This is a genomic window from Frigoribacterium sp. NPDC087798 (assembly GCF_044742985.1).
Classification (GTDB): Bacteria; Actinomycetota; Actinomycetes; order Actinomycetales; family Microbacteriaceae; genus Frigoribacterium.
The window spans coordinates 91,910-107,187 of record NZ_JBIUVP010000001.1 but is presented as its reverse complement, the minus strand read 5'-3'; the positions used below and the strand labels follow the sequence as shown (position 1 = coordinate 107,187).

Annotated in this window: 17 protein-coding genes; 9 read left to right on the top strand and 8 right to left on the bottom strand. The window is 70.9% G+C overall.

The window, feature by feature from the left end; all coding sequences use genetic code 11:
• Positions 1 to 32: 32 nt before the first annotated feature.
• A complete protein-coding gene (lnt, locus tag ACIOSR_RS00545; RefSeq protein WP_402751596.1) occupies positions 33 to 1,661 on the top strand; it encodes an apolipoprotein N-acyltransferase in 1,629 nt (542 codons plus the stop codon).
• Between the two features lie 84 nt (positions 1,662 to 1,745).
• Here the strand turns inward: lnt and ACIOSR_RS00540 are convergent, their stop codons facing one another.
• From ACIOSR_RS00540 to ACIOSR_RS00525, 4 genes are all read right to left on the bottom strand, one after another.
• On the bottom strand, positions 1,746 to 2,111 hold the full coding sequence (locus ACIOSR_RS00540; RefSeq protein ID WP_402751595.1) for an RNA polymerase-binding protein RbpA: 366 nt from the start codon (positions 2,109 to 2,111) through the stop codon (positions 1,746 to 1,748).
• 116 nt (positions 2,112 to 2,227) lie between these two features.
• The gene (locus tag ACIOSR_RS00535; protein WP_402751594.1) at positions 2,228 to 3,016 is read right to left on the bottom strand and encodes a glycerophosphodiester phosphodiesterase family protein; all 789 of its coding nucleotides are present in this window, start codon (positions 3,014 to 3,016) and stop codon (positions 2,228 to 2,230) included.
• Positions 3,016 to 4,155 (bottom strand): SPFH domain-containing protein, encoded by a 1,140-nt coding sequence (locus ACIOSR_RS00530; RefSeq protein WP_082460214.1) that lies wholly within the window; start codon positions 4,153 to 4,155, stop codon positions 3,016 to 3,018. The genes ACIOSR_RS00535 and ACIOSR_RS00530 overlap by 1 nt, the downstream gene beginning before the upstream one ends.
• A 4-nt stretch (positions 4,156 to 4,159) precedes the next feature.
• Positions 4,160 to 4,639 (bottom strand): NfeD family protein, encoded by a 480-nt coding sequence (locus ACIOSR_RS00525; protein ID WP_123570043.1) that lies wholly within the window; start codon positions 4,637 to 4,639, stop codon positions 4,160 to 4,162.
• Positions 4,640 to 4,762: 123 nt separating this feature from the next.
• Here ACIOSR_RS00525 and ACIOSR_RS00520 point away from each other — a divergent pair, with 123 nt between their 5' ends.
• The 6 genes from ACIOSR_RS00520 to ACIOSR_RS00495 all read left to right on the top strand — a co-directional run bounded on the left by ACIOSR_RS00520 (position 4,763) and on the right by ACIOSR_RS00495 (position 8,953).
• Positions 4,763 to 5,530, top strand: a complete 768-nt coding sequence (locus tag ACIOSR_RS00520) for an SDR family oxidoreductase (protein ID WP_056045077.1) — start codon at positions 4,763 to 4,765, stop codon at positions 5,528 to 5,530.
• A 13-nt stretch (positions 5,531 to 5,543) separates the two neighbouring features.
• Entirely contained in the window at positions 5,544 to 6,008 is a 465-nt protein-coding gene (locus ACIOSR_RS00515) for an NUDIX hydrolase (RefSeq protein WP_402751593.1), read from the top strand.
• 149 nt (positions 6,009 to 6,157) lie between these two features.
• A complete protein-coding gene (locus ACIOSR_RS00510) occupies positions 6,158 to 6,658 on the top strand; it encodes a hypothetical protein (protein WP_159826690.1) in 501 nt (166 codons plus the stop codon).
• Between the two features lie 12 nt (positions 6,659 to 6,670).
• Positions 6,671 to 7,258, top strand: coding sequence for a GTP cyclohydrolase I (gene folE, locus ACIOSR_RS00505; RefSeq protein ID WP_402751592.1), 588 nt, complete (start codon positions 6,671 to 6,673; stop codon positions 7,256 to 7,258).
• Positions 7,251 to 8,192 (top strand): dihydropteroate synthase, encoded by a 942-nt coding sequence (gene folP / locus ACIOSR_RS00500; RefSeq protein WP_402751591.1) that lies wholly within the window; start codon positions 7,251 to 7,253, stop codon positions 8,190 to 8,192. The genes folE and folP overlap by 8 nt, the downstream gene beginning before the upstream one ends.
• Positions 8,189 to 8,953, top strand: coding sequence for a pyrimidine reductase family protein (locus ACIOSR_RS00495; RefSeq protein WP_056045067.1), 765 nt, complete (start codon positions 8,189 to 8,191; stop codon positions 8,951 to 8,953). Before folP ends, ACIOSR_RS00495 begins: the two co-directional genes overlap by 4 nt.
• A 64-nt stretch (positions 8,954 to 9,017) precedes the next feature.
• On the opposite strand, the gene dhaM is transcribed toward ACIOSR_RS00495, so the two are convergent.
• The 3 genes from dhaM to dhaK all read right to left on the bottom strand — a co-directional run bounded on the left by dhaM (position 9,018) and on the right by dhaK (position 11,438).
• Entirely contained in the window at positions 9,018 to 9,704 is a 687-nt protein-coding gene (gene dhaM / locus ACIOSR_RS00490; protein WP_402751590.1) for a dihydroxyacetone kinase phosphoryl donor subunit DhaM, read from the bottom strand.
• 2 nt (positions 9,705 to 9,706) lie between these two features.
• A complete protein-coding gene (dhaL, locus tag ACIOSR_RS00485; protein ID WP_056045063.1) occupies positions 9,707 to 10,357 on the bottom strand; it encodes a dihydroxyacetone kinase subunit DhaL in 651 nt (216 codons plus the stop codon).
• Positions 10,358 to 10,436: 79 nt separating this feature from the next.
• Positions 10,437 to 11,438: a dihydroxyacetone kinase subunit DhaK gene (gene dhaK / locus ACIOSR_RS00480; RefSeq protein WP_402751589.1), complete on the bottom strand. Its 1,002-nt coding sequence runs from the start codon at positions 11,436 to 11,438 to the stop codon at positions 10,437 to 10,439.
• Between the two features lie 198 nt (positions 11,439 to 11,636).
• Here dhaK and ACIOSR_RS00475 point away from each other — a divergent pair, with 198 nt between their 5' ends.
• Together ACIOSR_RS00475 and glpK are read left to right on the top strand one after the other, a co-directional pair.
• Entirely contained in the window at positions 11,637 to 12,374 is a 738-nt protein-coding gene (locus ACIOSR_RS00475; RefSeq protein WP_123517649.1) for an MIP/aquaporin family protein, read from the top strand.
• Between the two features lie 156 nt (positions 12,375 to 12,530).
• On the top strand, positions 12,531 to 14,051 hold the full coding sequence (glpK, locus tag ACIOSR_RS00470) for a glycerol kinase GlpK (protein WP_056045060.1): 1,521 nt from the start codon (positions 12,531 to 12,533) through the stop codon (positions 14,049 to 14,051).
• A gap of 79 nt (positions 14,052 to 14,130) precedes the next feature.
• Here the strand turns inward: glpK and trpD are convergent, their stop codons facing one another.
• Entirely contained in the window at positions 14,131 to 15,186 is a 1,056-nt protein-coding gene (trpD, locus tag ACIOSR_RS00465) for an anthranilate phosphoribosyltransferase (protein ID WP_123570026.1), read from the bottom strand.
• Between the last annotated feature and the right edge of the window lie 92 nt (positions 15,187 to 15,278).

Here is a 15,278-nt window from a genome sequence, read left to right as displayed (position 1 = left end):
GTCTCCCAGACGCCGCCACCTAGAATCACCGGGTGTCTTCCCGAGCGACCGACGTCCGACTGCCCCTCTGGCTCGCCCTGATCGTCGCCCTCGGTGCCGGCGCCGTCCTCGACGGTGGCTTCCCGGACGGCGACGTCTGGCCGCTGACCTTCGTCGGCATCGGGTTCGTGCTGGTGGCCCTCCGGGGCCGGTCGCTCGGCGGTTCCTTCCTGGTCGGCCTCGTGGCGGGCCTGTCCTTCTACCTGATCCACATCTCGTGGGCGACGCTCTTCCTCGGTGTCGTGCCCTGGGCCGCGCTGTCGACCCTCGAGGCGCTCTTCTTCGCCGCCGGGGCGATGCTCATCACCCTCGCGTACCGCTGGGTCCCGCTCATCTGGCCCGGCACCCTGGGCCGCACGGTCCTCCTGCCCGTCGTCGTCGGGGGGCTCTGGACGCTCCGCGAGTTCGTCGCCGGCAATTGGCCCTACGGCGGCTTCGCCTGGGGTCGCGTGGCCCTGAGCCAGTCCGAGAGCCCGTTCGCCGGTCTCGTCGCCTGGCTCGGCATCTCGGGGCTGTCGTTCCTCATGGTGGCGATCGTCGCCGCACTGATCCAGCTCGCCCTGCAGACGACCGTCCGGGGTTCGACCCGCGTGCTCGCCGCTGCCACGGTCGTGGTCGCCGCCCTCGCGGTGCCGCACTGGCCGACGCACTCCTCCGGCACCGCCACCATCGCCGCCGTCCAGGGCGACGGCGACGCCGGCTACTTCGCCGACCGGCAGTACGGCGACCTGACCAACGCCCAGGTCCTCGCGATGAGCGACTTGCAGGCCCAGCTCGCACGGCTGCCGGAGGACCAGCGCTCCCTCGACATGATCGTGTGGCCCGAGGGAGGCAGCGACCGTGATCCCACCCGCGACGCCACCGGCCAGTACGTCTTCGACGCGATCTCCCGTGGCTACGACGCCCCCCTCGTGTCGGGTGTCATCACCGAGAGCGACGACGGTGAGACCGTCCACAACTCGTCCCTGCTCTGGTCGGGCGGTGGGGTGACGGACCAGTACGACAAGAAGCACCCGGTCCCGTTCGGGGAGTACGTCCCCGATCGCGCCTTCTGGCGGCCCTTCGCTCCCGACCTGATCGACCTCATCGGGCGGGACTACACGCCGGGCACGCGGGACGAGGTCTTCGACCTCGGTGACTTCCGTGCCGGGATCTCGATCTGCTTCGACATCGTCGACGACCAGCTCATCACCAACATGATGGACGAGGGCGCGCAGGTCATCATCGGCCAGACGAACAACGCCGACTTCGGGACCCGTCCCGGGCAGACCGACGAGAACGAGCAACAGCTCGCCATCGCACGCCTGCGGGCGATCGAGACGGCGCGTCCCCTCGTCAACGTCTCAACCGTCGCCTCGACGCGGGCCATCGACGCCTCGGGCCGTACGACGGCGAGCATCCCCGACTACGAGCCCGGAACGATGGTGGCGGTCGTCGACCTCGGCACCGGGACGACGCCCGCCGTCGTGGCGAGTCGGGCGATCGAACTCCTCGTGTCGTTCTTCGGTCTCGCGATGCTGCTGCTGTCGCGCCTCTTCATCGGGACCCGGCGTTCCACTCGTCGACGCCGGCTCGACGAGGCATCCGACCCGATCCTGCCGCGGTGGCGGGTCGTCGACTGACGGTCCGGCCCCGCCGAGACGAGAGAAGGCCCGACCACCGTGAGGTGGTCGGGCCTTCTCGTCGGATCGCTGCCGGACGGGTCGTCAGGCGCCGATCTTGTGCTGGCCCTTGCGGGCCCTGAGGAAGTCGAGTCGTTCTTGGAGGAGCTCCTCGAGCTCGTCGCGGCTGCGTCGCTCGAGCAACATGTCCCAGTGGCTCCGGGGGACCTTCGCGTCTCCGGCGTCGATCTCGACGGGCTTGCCGTCGGCCGAGAGCAAACGACCCTCTTGGCCGCTCTTGGGTGACTGCCAGATGTCCGGGATCTCGGCGTCCGCAGCGAACACCATGTCGAACGTCTGACCGTCGGTCGTCTGGTAAACGGCCTTCTTGCGGGGCGAGAACTCCACGCCCTCTTCGCTCTGCAGGCTCTGGCTGCCGAGCCTCATTCCGCGCAAACTGCGATCTGCCATTGTGTGGTCTCCTCTCGCGTTGCAATCACCCGTTGTAACCCGTTCTGGACCTCCGCCGTTCCGAGCCGTGCGATTTCACAGTCCCTTCACAGTGCTCGGGCAGTCTCGGGCCAGGGTCACACGGCGCGCCGACGCACCTCGTCGAGCGCCAGGTCGGCGCGATCGGTGACGATGCCGTGCACGCCCAGGTCGAGCAGCCTCACCATGTCGGCAGGCTCGTTGACGGTCCACACGTGCGTCTCGACCCCCAGTGCCGCCCACTCGGCCACGCGCGCGGCCGTGACGATGCGGACCGGGCCCTTACGCTCGGGGACCTGGACGGCCCGGCACCCGACGAGGGCGCGCCGCACCAGCGATCGCCGGAGGCGGGGGAGCGGGACGAGGCCTGCGGCCACCGCCGCGACGATGCCCCGGGACGAGGCCGACGTCGCGACTCCCGGCAGCGCCCGGACCGCCCGCCGACGCCTCCGGTGGTCGAACGAGGTCACCAGGACGCGATCCGTCGCCCGGACGCGGGCGATCGCTCGGACGGCCGGCGCGACGGCCTCGTCCGACTTGAGGTCGATGTTGAACCGGGTCTCGGGGAAGGCGTCGAGCGCCTCGTCGAGGGTGGGGATCTCGTGCTCACCGTCGAGCCGGACCGTCTTGACCTCCGCGAGGTCGAGGTCGAGGAGGCGCTGCTCGCGTCCCGCGAGCCGCGTCAGGTCGGGATCGTGGCTGATCACCGCGATGCCGTCGCGCGTGGCGTGCACGTCGGTCTCGACGTACGTCGCCCCGGCCGACACGGCGAGGGCGAACGCCAGCATCGTGTTCTCCGGGGCGTCGACGGCCAGGCCCCGGTGCGCCAACACCCGGGGGCCGGCCGGAGCGAACCAGCCGGCCGAGATCGGGGGAGCGGACGGCACTACGAGGTCGCCGGAGGAGTGGTCGGCCCGGTGTCCGACGCGCCCGCCCCGGGGGCCGGCCGATCGGCGCCGGCCGCACCCGCGCCTCCTGAACCGACACCGGAGCCGGTCTCACCGGGCGTGGTGACGGTCGGGAAGCCGAGGTCCGGTTCGGCCTCGAGGTCGACGGTCGATGCGAGGTCGGGCGTGACGTCCATCTCGGAGACCTTGGGGGCCTCGGTCGGGGTCCACCCCGGGGCGTTCGGGTCGCGCGGGGCGAAGAAGCCCTGCCCGATGCCCTTCAGGGCCTCGGTCAACTCGCTCGGGATGATCCACATCGTGTTGGCCGAGCCGTCCGCGATCTTCGGCAGGGTCTGGAGGTACTGGTACGCGAGCAGCTTCGGGTCGGGGTCGCCGGCGTGGATGGCGTTGAAGACCGTCGCGATGGCCTCGGCTTCGCCCTGTGCCCGCAGCACCTGGGCCTTGGCGTCGCCCTCGGCCTTGAGGATCGACGACTGCCGCGACCCCTCGGCCTCGAGGATCTGGGACTGCTTGGTGCCCTCGGCGGTGAGGATGGCGGCGCGACGGTTGCGCTCGGCACGCATCTGCTGCTCCATCGAGTCCTGGATCGACAGGGGCGGATCGATGGCCTTCAGCTCGACGCGGCCGACCCGGATGCCCCACTTGCCGGTGGCCTCGTCGAGCACGATGCGCAACTGGCCGTTGATGTTGTCGCGACTGGTGAGGGCCTGCTCGAGGTTCAACCCGCCGACCACGTTGCGCAGCGTGGTCGTCGTGAGCTGTTCGACGGCCCCGAGGTAGTTGGCGATCTCGTAGGTGGCCGCCCGGGCGTCGGTCACCTGGAAGTACACGACCGTGTCGATCGAGACGACCAGGTTGTCCTCGGTGATGACGGGCTGCGGCGGGAACGAGACGACCTGCTCGCGCATGTCGATCAGCGGCCGCACGCGGTCGATGAACGGCACCAGCAGGTTGAGCCCGGGGGAGAGGGTCTTGTGGTACCGCCCCAGACGTTCGACCACGCCGGCACTCGCCTGCGGGATGATGCGGACCGAGCGGAAGAGGATGACGAGGACGAGCACGACGACGATCGCGACGACCACGATCGTGACGACGGTTCCGGCACTGATGGTGTCCATGGCTTCAGGACCTCTCTGCGGGGGCGACGAAGGCGGTCGACCCCTCGATGGCGGTCACGACGACCGGGGCCCCGGTGTCGAGTGCGAGGTCGGCGCCTGCCGACGTCGCGGGGGAGGACAGCACGCGGGCCGTCCAGGTCTCGCCGTTCGACAGCTTGACCTGGCCGGGGTCGGAGCCGATGGGCACGACGACCGTGCCGCGCAGCCCGAGCAGCGCCTCGACGTTGCTGGGGGTCGGATCGCCCCCGCGGCGCAGCGCCCGCAGCAACGGCGGCCGCACGGTGAACAGCAACAGGACCGCGAGGACGGCCGCGATGATCGCCTGCAGCCACCACGGGGCACCGAAGAGGCCGGCGAGCAGACCGCCGACGCTGCCGATGGCGAGCATGAGGAAGGTGAATTCGAGCGTCGTCACCTCGACGATGACGAACACCAGGATGAGCGCGATCCACGCGACCCATGCGTAATCGTTCAAGACGTCCACGTCGACCTTCTCTCGTTCCCCTGTTATGAAAACTATCACCCGCCCCTGACGATGACGAGGGGGATTGGTAGGGTCGAGTCCGGTCCACGGGCCGATCGATCCCCGCACAGTCTGGAGCACGCCTTGTCCAACCCCCTCGCCGCAGAGTCCCTCGCCGGAGCCCGAGTCCTGGTCACCGGATCGTCCCGGGGGATCGGTGCCGACACCGTGCGCTACTTCGCCGAGGCCGGAGCGAAGGTCGTCGTGAACTACCGCAACAAGGAGAAGCGCGCACTGCAGCTCGTCTCGACCATCGAGCAGGCGGGCGGCGAGGCGATCGCCATCGGGGCCGACCTCACCGACGAGGCCAGCCTGGCGGCGATGTTCGACACGGTGCGTGACGCCTGGGGCGGCCTCGACGTCCTCGTGATGAACGCCTCGGGCGGCATGGAGACGGGCATGGCCGAGGACTACGCGCTCAAGCTCAACCGCGACGCCCAGGTGGCGCTGTTGACCGCGGCCCTGCCGCTGCTCGCCCCGGGGTCGCGCGTCGTCTTCGTCACGAGCCACCAGGCCCACTTCATCCGCACGACCGAGACGATGCCCGAGTACCTCCCCGTCGCCCTCAGCAAGCGTGCCGGCGAGGACGCCCTGCGCGAGATGCTGCCGCAGCTCGAGACCGCGGGCGTCGAGTTCGTCGTGGTCTCGGGGGACATGATCGAGGGCACGATCACGGCGACCCTGCTCGAACGCTCGAACCCCGGTGCCATCTCGTCGCGGAAAGAGAGCGCGGGCAAGCTGTACAACGTCGCCGAGTTCGCCGCCGAGGTCGCGTCGGCCGCCGTCGATCCCGTCCCGGCCGACCACACCCGCCTGGTGGGCGACACCAGCGACTTCGCCCCGATCGTCTGAGACGGGCCCCTTCGTGACCGAGCGCATCGTCCGACCGACCTCGCGCCTCCTCGTCCTCGACGACGACGACCGCGTGCTGCTGATGAAGACGGTGGCGCCCGACACGAGTCGCTTCGCTCGCTGGATCACGCCGGGTGGCGGGGTCGACCCGGGCGAGACCCATGTCGAGGCGGCGATCCGCGAGTTGCACGAAGAGACCGGTCAGGTGGTCACCGAGGTCGGTGAAGTCGTGCGCGTGGACGACTTCGAGGTGTCCTGGGACGACGCCGACCACACGCACGGTCACGCCGAGTTCTACGTCGTCCGTCTGCCGCACTTCGAGGTCGTCGACGACGACTGGACCGACGACGAGCGCAGCGACATCCTCGAGTCGCGCTGGTTCGCCCTCGACGAGCTGGCGACCACCGACGAGCCGGTCGAACCCGGCGACCTGGCCGAGCTGCTGCGTCGGGTGCTGGCCGAGTCGTCCGGGGCGTGAGGGCGGGGCGCCACCCGAGCCACCGTGCACCCCTTCCGGCGTCATCCCTGCGTGACTGATAATGTACATTATGTCAAGTAACATCGAGAGGGGCGACGGAAGCGCTCCCCGCTGACGCACGCCGCGCCTCCTCGGAGTTTCCTGGTCGCATGACGACCGACACGACCCCCACGCCGCCCGACGACGCGCATCGCCGACCCCAGGGGCTCGACGACGACACCGTCGCTGCCCTCGGTGAACTCTCCGCCGCGCTCGAGATCGTCGAGCAGGCCCGTGGATTCCTCTACGGATTCCACCGACTGACGGGCAAGGCCGACCTCGCCCTCGGCGATGCCGTGGAATCGCTTCGCCGAGCCGGGCACGACGAGATCGCCGACCTGCTGGACCGGGACCTCGTCGGTCGCAACGTCGTCGAGGGACGCTGGACCTACCAACTCGTCGAGGACTACGACGACGGCTACTACGCCGCCTTCCGCGACCATGAGAAGAACGTACGTGATTCCTTGGCGGACGGCAAGAAGCACCTCTTCGAGGCCGAGATGAAGGAGGCGCGGCGCAGCCACGGACGGCGCCACCACGAGGCGCTCCCCCGCGAGACCGCCGTCGACCTCGGGAGCAGCACGGACGGCGCGGTCGGCCCCTCCGCCTGAGAGGATGGTGCGATGACTCCTCCGCCGATCGACGGGCCCCGCATCGAGGCCGCCGTGCTCGAACTGCTCGCCGCGATCGGTGAGGACGTCGACCGGCCCGGGCTCGAGTCGACCCCCCGACGCGTGGCCGACGCCTACGCCGAGTTCTTCTCGGGGCTCACGGTCGACGCGGCCGAACTCGTCCGCCAGGCCACCGTCCCGGCCGAAGCGCACCAGCTGGGCGAGGTCGTGATCGTTCGCGACATCTCGTTCCGGTCGGTGTGCGAGCACCACCTGCTGCCCTTCGTCGGCGTCGCTCACGTGGCCTACGTCCCGGGCGAGACGATCGTCGGCTTGGGTGCGCTCCCCCGCGTGGTCGACGCGGTCGCCTCGCGCCCCCAGCTCCAGGAGCGGCTCGGCGAGGAGATCGCCGAGGCCGTGGAGACCGGCGCCCGCCCCGACGGCGTCCTCGTGGTGCTCGACGCCTCGCACGGATGCGTCACGACCCGGGGCCCCCGTCAGACGGGCAGCACGACGGTGACGCTCGCGAGCCGGGGCGTCCTGTCCACGCCGTCGGCGCGGGTCGAGGCGGTCGCCCTGATCGGCACCTCCCGTGGCTGAGGCGGCCGCTCCCTCCCCCGCGGCCGACCCCGCCGGATTCGCCGTGCCGCCCCTCCTCGTCCCCCGCCGCCGCATCGGGTCGCGGACCTTCGACTTCTCGCACCAGGTCGCCGTGATGGCGATCGTCAACCGCACGCCCGACTCGTTCTTCGACCGTGGCGCCACCTTCGCCCTCGACCGCGCCGTGGAGGCCGCCGTGGACGCGGCCGAGGCGGGCGCCGACTGGGTCGACATCGGGGGCGTCCCCTTCGCGCCCGGGCCCGAGCTGTCCGCCTCCGACGAACTCGACCGGGTGCTGCCCGTGGTCGAGGCGCTCGCGAGCCGGTCCGACGTCGTGATCTCGGTCGACACCTTCCGCCCCGAGGTCGCCGAACGCGTCATCGCCGCCGGGGCGCACGTCGTCAACGACACCACGGGGCTCCACGATCCGCGCCTGGCCGACGTGGTCGCCGACGGCGAGGCCACGCTCGTCGTCACCCACAGCCTGGCGGCACCACGGCGTCCGCACCCCCGTCCGCACTACGGCGACGTCGTGGCCGAGGTCGTCGAGTTCCTCGCACGACGGGTCGACGTCGCCCGTGCCCACGGCGTGCCCGACGACAGACTCGTCGTCGATCCGGGGCACGACCTGAACAAGACGACCCGGCACTCGCTCGAACTCACCCGGCGCCTGTCCGAGGTGGCGGCCCTGGGTCACCCGACGCTCGCCGCGGTGTCGAACAAGGACTTCGTCGGCGAGTCGCTCGGTCGCGACAAGCCCGACCGCCTGGCGGGCTCGCTCGCGGCGGCCACGGTGAGCGTGCTGCAGGGCGCACGCATCGTCCGCATGCACGACGTCCGGGCCAGCGTCGACGCCGTCCGGATGATCGAGGCGATCCTCGGCTGGCGGGACCCCCTCGTCGAGCGCCACAACCTCGACGAGGACGCCCTGTGACCGCGACCACCCTCGTGCAGCTGCACCCCGCTCCCCCGGTCGGCCGCGGCGCACTGACGATCGACGACCTCGTCGAGCTCCACCGGCCCCACGACCGGACGACGCCGTCCGTGCGGGCGAACTTCGTCGCCAGCGTCGACGGATCGGCGACGGCGGCCGGCAGGACGCGCGACCTGGGCGGGCCGGCCGACCTGCTCGTCTTCGACCTGCTGCGCCGACTCTGCGACGTGGTCGTGGTCGGGGCGGGCACGGTCCGCGACGAGGGCTACGGCCCGATGCGACTCGACGACGAGGCCGTCGCCTGGCGTCGAGCCGCGGGCCTGTCCGACCATCCCGTCTTCGCCGTGGTCTCGAGCGGACTCGGCCTCGACCCGGCGAGCGGCGTGTTCGCGGACGCCCCGGTCCGCCCCCTGGTGCTCACCCACGACGCGGCACCTCGCGCGGCTCGGGCCCGACTCGACGAGGTCGCCGACGTCGTGTCGTGCGGTCGCGACCGGGTGGACCCGCGCCTCCTCGTCCGGGTCCTGGTCGAGCGAGGGCTTCCCCAGATCCACACCGAAGGAGGCCCGGCGTTGCTCGGCGACCTCGTCGCCGCCGACGTCGTCGACGAGCTGTGCCTCACCGTGTCGCCCAACCTCGAGGGCGGAGCCGGCCCGCGCATCGTCGCGGCCCGCGACGAGATGGCCCTCCGCGGCCTCGCCCTCGACCACGTCCTGGTGTCGGGCGACATGCTCCTCACGAAATGGTCGCGACGGCGCTAGGTCGCGACGGCGCCAGGTCGCGGCCGCGCGACGCGAGGTCAGGAGGCGCGGGCTCCGCGGGCGATCAGCTCGCCTTCTCGCCGAAACCGCCTTCGATCAAGGCGATGAGGTCGTCCACGGCGGCCGGGGCGTCGGGACCGGTCGCCATGACGGCCACCGTCGAACCGACGCCCACGTTCAACCCCATGATGCGGAGCAGGCTCTTGGCGTCGACGCCGTTGACCGTGACGTCGGCCTGGAACCGAGACGCGTGCGTGACGAGGTCGGCGGCGGGACGGGCGTGCAGCCCCGACGCGTTGACGAGGACGGCCGAGCGCTCGACGGCGTCGCCACCTCGGAGGTCGCGCTCGTCGGCGTGCGCGTCGGCGACTCCGGTGGCCGTCCGGGCGGCCGCCGCCACGGCCTCGAGGTCTCCCCCGGTCTCGGCGGAGACGGCCGCGGCGACCGTTCCCTCGACCAGTGGCGCATCGGCGATGAGCACCCGCTGCTTGTCGGCGTCGTCGAGGAAGTCGACGGCCGTCTCGCTCGTCAGGATGGCGGAACCGAGGTCGCAGAGCACGACCGCCCCGCCGCCCCGCCCGGCCTCGGCCAGGGCGGCGGAGATCTTGTCGAAGCTGGTGCCGATGGACCCGTCGTCCGTCCCTCCGGCGGCCACGAGGGTGGTCGTGGGGGCCATCTGGCGAGCGAGGTCGACCACGCCCTCGGCGATCTTGACACTGTGCGAGACGACGACGATTCCGATGGTGGGCATGCTCAGGACTCCTTGCTCGAGCCGTCCGCGGCGTCGGCCGCGGCGGCGATGATGAGGGACGACGACTGCGCGCCGGGATCGCGGTGACCCACGGCACGCTCGCCGAGGTAGCTGGCTCGGCCCTTGCGGGCGACGAGGGGTTCGGTCGAGGCGGCACCGGTCGCCGCGGCGTCCGCTGCGGCACGGAGGACGCCTGCGGGCGAGGCACCGTCCGCAGCTGCGGCGGCTGCTGCGTCGACGGCCGGGGTCCACGCGTCGATCATGGTCTTGTCGCCGACCTCGGCCTTGCCCCTCAGCACGACACCGTCGCGGGCCGCGGTCAGGAAGGCGACCAGCGCCTCCGCGTCCAGCTCCGTGGCGTCGCCCAGGGCCGCCGACCCTTTCAGGTACGCCGTGCCCAGCAGGGGGCCCGACGCGCCGCCGACCGTCGAGATGAGCGTCGTGGCGACGAGTTTGAGGGCTGCTCCGGGCGTCGCGTCGGCGGGGAGGTCGGCGAGCCGGGCGCGCACGGCGGTGAAGCCGCGGGACAGGTTCTCGCCGTGGTCGCCGTCGCCGATCTGGCGGTCGAGTTCACTGAGGGCCGTGTGGTGGGCGGCGACGACGTCGGCCGTCCGGTCGATCCAGGCCCGGGTCCAGGTGGCGTCGAGTGTCATGCGGTGGTCGTTCCTCTCATCGTGCAGTGGTTCGGTGATGCGGCGCGGCGTGCCCTGCTCTCGGCGTCCACGCGGACGCCTACCGGCCCCGGCGCAGGGCCGCGGTCTCGACCGGGGCGTCCCAGAGCTCGGCCAGCTCGTCGTCGAGGCGGGTCACCGTGGTCGACATGCCCTGCATCTCGAGCGAGGTGACGTACGAACCGACGAGGCTGCGGTACACCTCGACTCCTCGTGCTTCGAGGGCCTCGGCCGCACGACGGTAGGCGATGTAGAGCTCGACGAGCGGCGTGCCGCCCATGCCGTTGACGAAGAGCAGCACCCGCTCGCCGGAGGCGAGTCCCAGATCGTCGGTGACGGCGTCGAGCAGCCGGTCGACGATGGCGTCGACCGGTTCGAGCGGGATGCGCTCCCGCCCCGGTTCGCCGTGGATGCCGATCCCGATCTCGACCTCGTCGTCGGCCAGCGTGAAGCTCGGCTCACCGGCATGGGGGACGGTGCCCGCGGTGAGGGCGACGCCCATCGACCTGGTCGCCGCGTTCGTGCGTCGAGCCACCTCGGCGACGGCGTCGAGGGAATCACCCCGCTCGGCCGCGGCACCGGCGGTCTTCTCGACCACGACCGTGCCGGCGACGCCTCGGCGACCGGCGGTGTAGAGGGAGTCCTTGACCGCGACGTCGTCGTCGACCACCACCGAGCGCACCTGGATGCCCTCGGCCTCCACGAGGTCGGCAGCCGTCTCGAAGTTGAGGACGTCGCCCGTGTAGTTCTTGACGATGTAGAGGACGCCCGCTCCGGCGTCCACCGCCTGCGTGGCGGCGACGATCGGATCGGGCGTGGGCGACGTGAACATCGGACCCGGCACGGCGGCCGAGAGCATGCCGAAGCCGACGAACCCCGCGTGCAACGGTTCGTGACCGCTGCCGCCGCCGCTCACGATCGCGACCTTGCCGGCCACGGGAGCCGCCGATCGGCGGACGAACGTCGGGTCGTGCGAGACGACCACGAGGTCCGCGTGGGCCGCGCCGAAGCCGGCCACGGCCTCGGCGACGACGTCGGACGGATCGTTGATGAGCTTCTTCATCGAAGTCCCTTTCTCGGCGCCGGGAACGGTGCTCTGGTGCACCAGGCTGCCGCTCAACCTACTCCCGGCACCCTCTGATGCACATATGTGCAATCACCGGATCTTTCCTTCTCATCACGTGTGATCACCGCACTAAGGTGTTGACACACGCTCACCGCGGGTGCACTGTCGCCCCGCCGTACGACAAGGAAGGTCGACGTGAACCTGGGATTGATTTTTCTTTCAGAAACGGTGGGCACCGCATTGCTGCTCACCCTCGGTGGCGGAGTCGTCGCCAACGTTGCCCTCACGAAGACGAAGGGCTTCAACGGCGGCACGCTCATGGTCAACTTCGGCTGGGGCCTCGCGGTCTTCGTCGGCATCCTGGCCTCGTACTCGTCCGGGGCGCACCTCAACCCGGCCGTCAGCATCGCCCAGCTGATCCTCGGCAACATCACGTTCGCCGCGTTCCTCGTCTACGTCGCGGCGCAGATGGTCGGTGCGATCATCGGTGCGGTCGTCGTCTGGCTGGCCTACAAGCAGCACTTCGACGAGGAGCCCGACCCCGCCACCAAGCTCGGCGTGTTCTCGACCGGCCCGGCCATCCGCAACTACGGCTGGAACCTCGTCACCGAGATCATCGGCACCTTCGTGCTGGTCTTCACGATCATCGCCATCACCAACGGCGCCTCCCCGAACGCCGCGAACCTCGGCCCGCTCGGCGGCCTGGCCGTCGCACTCCTCGTGGTCGGCATCGGCGCCTCGCTCGGTGGTCCCACGGGCTACGCCATCAACCCGGCCCGCGACCTCGGCCCGCGCATCGCCCACGCCTTCCTGCCCATCAAGGGCAAGGGCGGCAGCGACTGGTCCTACGCCTGGGTGCCGGTCGTCGGCCCCCTCGTCGGCGGTGCCCTCGCGGCGCTGCTGTCCTTCCCGCTCCTCCCCCTGGCCGCCTGACCCGGCGACCTGCTGATCGGCCGAGGCCGGCTCCCCGCGCCGTCCGACGCCCATCGATCCACCCGCTCCCCGCAGAGGCTCGGGCCCGTCCGCTCCACTGGACCGACCCGGGCCTCCGTGCGAGCCGCATCCATCAACGACGAAGGAGTTCCACCCGTGAGCGACACCGACTACATCCTGGCCATCGACCAGGGAACGACCAGCACCCGCGCCATCATCTTCGACCACTCGGGCTCGATCGTGGCCACCGGCCAGAAAGAGCACGAGCAGATCTTCCCCCGTGCCGGCTGGGTCGAGCACGACCCCGCCGAGATCTGGGAGAACACCCGCGAGGTCATCGGCCAGGCCCTCTCCCGGGCCGACATCACGCGCCACAACATCAAGGCCGTCGGCATCACCAACCAGCGCGAGACAGCCGTGGTCTGGGACAAGACCACCGGCAAGGCCGTCTACAACGCCATCGTCTGGCAGGACACCCGCACGCAGTCCATCGTCGACCGCCTGGCCGCCGACGGTGGCGTCGAGCGCTTCAAGCCGATCGTCGGCCTGCCGCTCGCGACCTACTTCTCGGGCACGAAGGTCGTCTGGATCCTCGAGAACGTCGAGGGCGCCCGTGAGAAGGCCGAGGCGGGCGACCTGCTCTTCGGCACGACCGACACCTGGGTCCTCTGGAACCTCACCGGCGGCACCGACGGTGGCGTCCACGTCACCGACGTGACGAACGCCTCGCGCACCCTCTTCATGGACCTCGAGACGCTCGAGTGGCGCGACGACATCCTCGAGGCCTTCGACGTGCCGAGGTCGATGCTCCCCGAGATCAAGAGCTCGTCCGAGGTCTACGGCACGGTCGAGGCCTCGAGCCTGCTGCGCGAGGTGCCCATCGCCGGCATCCTCGGCGACCAGCAGGCCGCCACCTTCGGCCAGGCCGCCTTCGACCAGGGCGAGTCGAAGAACACGTACGGCACCGGCAACTTCCTGATCTTCAACACGGGCGAAGAGATCGTCCACTCGAAGAACGGGTTGCTCACGACGCTCGGCTACAAGCTCGGCGACGCCGCACCCCACTACGCCCTCGAAGGGTCCATCGCGGTCACGGGTTCGCTGATCCAGTGGCTGCGCGACAACCTGGGCATGATCGGCTCCGCCCCCGAGGTCGAGGAGCTCGCCAAGACCGTCGAGGACAACGGCGGAGTGTACTTCGTGCCCGCCTTCTCGGGCCTGTTCGCGCCCTACTGGCGGTCCGACGCGCGTGGTGCCCTCGTCGGCCTCACCCGCTACGTCAACAAGGGCCACATCGCCCGCGCCGCCCTCGAGGCGACCGCGTTCCAGACCCGCGAGGTGCTCGACGCCGTCAACGCCGACTCCGGCGTCGACCTGACCGAGCTCAAGGTCGACGGTGGCATGACCGCCAACGACGCGCTCATGCAGTTCCAGGCCGACATCCTCGACGTCCCGGTCGTCCGTCCCGTGGTCGCCGAGACCACCGCGCTCGGAGCGGCCTACGCGGCCGGTCTCGCGGTCGGCTTCTGGGAGACGCTCGACGACCTCCGTGCCAACTGGCAGGAGGACAAGCGCTGGACGCCGAACATCGACGCCGACGAGCGTGACCGCACGCTGCGTCTCTGGAAGAAGGCCGTCACGAAGACCTTCGACTGGGTCGACGACGACGTCAACTGATCCTCCGCGCGAAGGGCCCGTCCGATCGGACGGGCCCTTCGTCGTCCGCCCGCCCGAGGACGAGGAGGCACGGTTCGTCTCAGGAGGCGCGGGTCGCCGCCACCCACTGGTCCAGTTTCGCGATCGCCGCCCCCGAGTCGACGGCGCGGGCCGCGACGTCCAGCTGCTCCCGGAAGCGGGCGAGGAGCGGCCGTTCGCGCTGGCCCGGGTCCGCGGCCAGCCCGTACGAGACCAGTCCGGCCGCCGCGTTGAGCAGCACGATGTCGCGGACGGGGCCGCGCTCCCCCGCCAGCACCTCGCGGGCGACGGCCGCGTTGTACGCCGCGTCGCCGCCGACGAGGTCGGAGATGCGCGCCCGCGGGATGCCCAACTCGAGCGGGTCGAGGTCGTGCTCGGTCACCGAGCCTCCGGTGACCTCCCAGATGTGGCTGTGACCGGTGGTGGTCAACTCGTCGAGGCCGTCGTCGCCGCGGAACACGAGCGCCGTCGCGCCCCGGGTCTGGAACACGCCCACGATCAGCGGCACCTTGTCGAGCGACGCGACGCCGACCGCACTCGCCTCGGGTCGTGCCGGGTTCACGAGGGGCCCGAGGAAGTTGAAGACCGTCGGGACGCCGATCTCACGCCGCACGGCGGCGGCGTTGCCGAAGCCCGGGTGGAAGGCGGCCGCGAAGGCGAAGGTCAGCCCGGCTTCGCGCAGGACCTCGGCCACACGGTCGGCGCCGATGGTCAGGTCGATGCCGAGGGCCGACAGGACGTCCGAGGAACCGGACGACGAACTCGCCGCCCGGTTGCCGTGCTTGATGACGGGCACGCCGGTGGCCGCCACGACGACGGAGGCCATGGTCGAGACGTTGACCGTCCCGAAACGGTCTCCGCCCGTGCCGACGATGTCGACGGCCATGCTGTCGACCGGCAGGGCCACGGCGTGGGCGAGGACGGCGTCGCGGAATCCCACGATCTCGTCCACCGTCTCCCCCTTGGCCCGCAGGGCCACGAGGAAGGCCCCGAGCTGGGCCGGGGTGACGTCGCCGGTCATGACCTGCTCCATCGACCACGTCGCCTCGCTGATCGAGAGGTCGCGACCGACGAGGAGCGCGTCGATGATCAGGGGCCAGGTGAGCTCGGAGGTCATGCGCCCAGGCTACCGGCGGAGCACGGGCGGCTCCGATGTCTCGGCGTCAAGGGAAATTCCCGACCCGGGGTTTCGAGCGCAAACCCAAAGCG

Bases quoted from the DNA above. Each gene is read 5' to 3' on its own strand.
- ACIOSR_RS00540 (WP_402751595.1), bottom strand. From the start codon at position 2,111: ATGGCAGATCGCAGTTTGCGCGGAATGAGGCTCGGCAGCCAGAGCCTG.
- folE (WP_402751592.1), top strand. From the start codon at position 6,671: ATGACTCCTCCGCCGATCGACGGGCCCCGCATCGAGGCCGCCGTGCTC.
- dhaL (WP_056045063.1), bottom strand. From the start codon at position 10,357: ATGACACTCGACGCCACCTGGACCCGGGCCTGGATCGACCGGACGGCC.
- ACIOSR_RS00510 (WP_159826690.1), top strand. From the start codon at position 6,158: ATGACGACCGACACGACCCCCACGCCGCCCGACGACGCGCATCGCCGA.
- trpD (WP_123570026.1), bottom strand. From the start codon at position 15,186: ATGACCTCCGAGCTCACCTGGCCCCTGATCATCGACGCGCTCCTCGTC.
- dhaK (WP_402751589.1), bottom strand. From the start codon at position 11,438: ATGAAGAAGCTCATCAACGATCCGTCCGACGTCGTCGCCGAGGCCGTG.
- dhaM (WP_402751590.1), bottom strand. From the start codon at position 9,704: ATGCCCACCATCGGAATCGTCGTCGTCTCGCACAGTGTCAAGATCGCC.
- ACIOSR_RS00530 (WP_082460214.1), bottom strand. From the start codon at position 4,155: ATGGACACCATCAGTGCCGGAACCGTCGTCACGATCGTGGTCGTCGCG.